Source organism: Pseudomonas fuscovaginae SE-1 (genome assembly GCF_000364705.1).
Taxonomy (GTDB): Bacteria; Pseudomonadota; Gammaproteobacteria; order Pseudomonadales; family Pseudomonadaceae; genus Aquipseudomonas; species Aquipseudomonas fuscovaginae_A.
This window is the reverse complement of sequence record NZ_AQOH01000379.1, coordinates 1-3,624: the sequence shown is the minus strand read 5'-3', so window position 1 is coordinate 3,624 and position 3,624 is coordinate 1. Positions and strand designations below refer to the sequence as shown.

Sequence of the window (3,624 nt, the reverse complement as noted above, 5' to 3'; positions counted from 1 at the left end):
GGCCTCGATGCCGGAGTACACCTCGTGCAGCAGGCGGGTGCCCATGGCCAGCAGCGCCACCTGGCCGACGCCGGGAATGAACACCAGCAGGTTGAGCAGTTCCAGGGTGGCGTCGAGAAAACCCAGGAAACGCGCCATGCGCGCTGCGCGGTCCTCGTCGTCGGTGGGCACGGCCAGGGCCCTGGCATCGCCGAGCATGCGGCCGATCTTCAGCTCGCACTGGTCCTTGAGGGCGGTCGGCAGCGAGGGACGGGCGCCCACCCGCAGTGACTGCTCGACCAGGTCGAGTCCGACGCGCAGTTCGGGGTCGAGGCGGTAGTCGTCCCACATCTCGTGGCGGTCGGCGGGATCCAGGCGTTTTTTCAGCGCGGTGAAGAATGCCGCCTGGTCGCGCACGGCGATGAACTGGGCGAAGAAGCGCCGGTAGCGGGCGCTGTGCAGGCGCGTGCGCAGGTCGGTCATGAAGTCCGCGCTGGAGGCGTAGTGGCGCACGGGGTGCAGGTCGTCGCCAGGTATATAGACCACGCAGCGCCGTGGTGACGGGCCGGCCTCGGGCCGCAGGAAGAGGATGTCGCCCAGGTCGACCCCGAGCATGCGCAGGCAGCCGGGCTTGACCGGATGACCGTCCAGGCGCATATCCGTGCGGCCGGCCAGCCATTGCCCGAGCATGCGGTAGGCATCCTCGGGAATGCTGTTGCGCAGGCGGGCCAGGTGCACGGCCTCGGCCAGCTGGTTGTGCAGGTGCGTGGCCCAGGTCTGGCGTATCCGGGCCTTCTGTTCGAGGTCCGGCGGGTTGAGCACTGCGTTGAGGTGCGTCTGGTAGCGTTGCCCCAGGTCGAGTGTGCGGCACAGCGCGGCAAAGTGCTCGGGGGCCAGGGGCAAGGCGCGGTCCTTGTCGTAGGCGGCCATCCAGACGTCGGCGGTGTTGTGGTCGTGGGTGATGAACTCATCGCCCTCGTTGGGCGCTTCGGCGGCCTCGCTGGCGGTGAAATTGTGCAGCGCGGCCTCCAGCAGGGTGACATCCCAGTACCAGGTGCGCAGCGCGTGATCGCCCGCGGCAAAGTCGAACAGCCCGCCGAGGCTGGAGGGGCGGCGAACGTTCATGCGGCGTACGAAATAGGTACCGCGGACATCCAGCTCCAGCCCGAAGGTCTGTCTGATCGCCTGTTGCAGCAGCGGCGTGGCGAAGCTGTCCAGGGGCGTGATCTGGCCGAGAATGTCTTCGAGCGCGTGCTGGCTGGCGCAGCGGGCCAGTTGGCTGTTGTCGAAGGCGCTGCGCAGGGCGGCATCGGCCTGGGTGTACCAGGCCGGGGTCGTCGGGGTGATGTCGGCCAGGGGCTTGAGGCAGGCCGAGCCGGGTTGTTTGAGCGGCGCCGGCAGGCGGTTGGCGATGAAGGCCTGGTGGCGGTCGAGGGGGGGGCGCGAGGACGCGGCGTCGAGGTCGGCGCGGGTCGCGAGGGCGGAGATCGTTGCGGTCATGGGCTGGCCCGTTTCGTGGTTCGAACGGGCAGCCTAGGGGCCTTGCCGGCGCTGCGGGTGGTAATCCTGCATGCTGCCTCACTGCAACGGCTGGTATTCCACGGGGCGGCCCAGGTGGGCGATCAGCAGGGCCAGGGAGTCGGCGTTGTTGAGAATGACATCGGTGCGCCTGGCCGGGTCGGCCAGGAACACCCGCCGCGCATCGTCCAGGTCCCGCGTGGCGGTGAGGCTCAATACCCTTTTTTTCAGGTCGCCTTCCAGGTCGTACCAGCGCAGGTCGTAGTCATCGAGCAGCTTGAACAGCTCGTGGCCGGCCGTGGTGCTGGAGAAGGCATTTCTCTGCAGCTCTTCGAGCACCGCGTAGCGGCTCTGCCCCTGTGGCGTGCTGGTGTCGATCAGGTCGAGGAAGGGGCGGCTGGAGTCGAGGTAGGCCAGGTCCAGGGTGTCGAGGGTCATGTGGCTGATTTCGTGCAGCAGGACCGTGCCCATGCTGTGCCCATAGGCGTCGAAGGTTCGCGGGCGTATCGGCAGGTACACTTCCAGGCCGGGGTCGAAGAAGCGTTCGGTGAGGTAGATCCTGCGCTCCTTTTCCTTCAGCAGGGTGAAGGCCTGGTTGCCATGCTCGGGGCGCCGGTCCGAGCCCACCACGTAGCGCGGCGAGTTCAGCGGGTTGAGCGAGGGCGCGAGCAGTTCGCCCAGCATGACATCCATGCGCAGCTTGATCTTGCGGATGGTGTCGCTGCCGACGTAGGGAATGTCCAGGAAGTTTTCGAGGAAGTGCCGGCGCTTGGTGTCCAGCCGATGGCCACTGAACAGCCTGTCGATGTTGTGCAGCGCCCCGTTGAGGTACGCCACGGCCTGGCGGTGGGCGTGGCCGATCATCCGGGCGCGGTTGGGGTACAGTTGCCGGATGCTGTCGATGCCGCTGGCCTGCACGCGCATTTCTTCACGGATCGCCCGCTGGTTCAGGCAGTGATCAAACATTTTCATCGGCTTTCTCCTCGAGGCAGCGTTTGGGCAGGTCGAATGACCATTGGCCCTGGTCGTCCTGGCGCAACCAGGGGCCCAGGGCGCTGTCGGTGACGACGCGCCAGCGCTGGCGCTCCTGGCGGACCCGGAACACCTTGCCGCCGATCGCCACATAGGTCCTGCCGCTGACCGGGTCGGTGTAGAGGTCGCCCACCCGGCTCGGGGTCATGTGTTCCAGGGCGACCCGGTGGGCCTGCAGCTCCAGGAGCACGGCCTTTTGCCCGGGCGTGAGGTGCTGGTTGTCCCAGGGCGGGATGGGAAAGGGCGATTGGGCGGCACTGTCGCGCGCCGCCGGCATGGGGTTGCCCAGGCTGGACGGGATCCAGCCACGGCGTGCGACCGCGAGTTTGGCCAGGGTCATGACGAACTCTTCGATCGCCTCGGCCCAGCGGCCATGCCAGGCCTTCTCGCCCGCGTCCCTCAAGCGTGGCAGCGACTGCCAGACCAGCCAGGGCAGGCGCAGCCGGCCGAGCAGCGCGGTCGCGCCCTGCTGCAGCTCGCCCTTGAACCAGCCCACTGCCTTGTCCCAGAGCGAGCCCTGACCCTGCACGCTCTGGCGGCCGAGCAGGTCCTTGAACAGCCCGATCATGTCCTGGTAGAGGCGGTGGAACAGATTGCCGCGCACCGGCTCGTTGCCGAGCGCCAGCACCGACTGGAACGCCTGCCGGGTGTAATGGGCCAGGCGGGCGCCGGGCAGCCGTTCGCGGACCTGTCGTTGCAGGCTGTCCGAGCTGCCGAGTTCGTTGAGCAGCGCGGTTTCGCTGGCGTACTCCTGGAACATCGGCCGCTCCCCCTGCGGGCAGAACAGGATGCGTGGGCCGGGTTGGCCGGGTACCGGGCCGATCAGGTAGAAGCCCGCCACCGGGTCGGAAGGCGCCTGGGCATCGCTGATCAGTTGCAACGGCTTGAGCTGGATGTGCTGCCCGTCGAGCGCCAGGCGGGCAACGCCATCGGGCATGCCCAGCAGGTGCTTGATGAATCCGTGGGCCGTCTGCGACAGGGTCTCGCGCAGGCGCTGCACGAAGGCGTGCAGCAGGCCCTGCCAGAAACCGTGGCGGCTGAACGCGGGGCGCCGATGGACGTTGTCCGGTTCCTCGGGGGTCAGGTGGGATTGGA

The 3,624-nt window shown here is 68.0% G+C and carries 3 protein-coding genes; all 3 read right to left on the bottom strand.

The genetic code is table 11. The features are described from left to right. Nucleotides 1-1,479 (bottom strand): dermonecrotic toxin domain-containing protein (locus K675_RS0129435; protein ID WP_026145642.1); only part of this gene is annotated, 1,479 nt, incomplete at its 3' end. A gap of 78 nt (nt 1,480-1,557) precedes the next feature. Beyond that, nucleotides 1,558-2,469 carry a hypothetical protein gene (locus K675_RS0129430; RefSeq protein ID WP_017907039.1) on the bottom strand — a complete coding sequence of 304 codons (912 nt, stop codon included), beginning with the start codon at nt 2,467-2,469 and terminating at the stop codon, nt 1,558-1,560. Next, nucleotides 2,456-3,624: dermonecrotic toxin domain-containing protein (locus K675_RS0129425; protein ID WP_026145641.1), on the bottom strand; the 1,169-nt coding region annotated here is incomplete at its 5' end. The genes K675_RS0129430 and K675_RS0129425, both read right to left, overlap by 14 nt.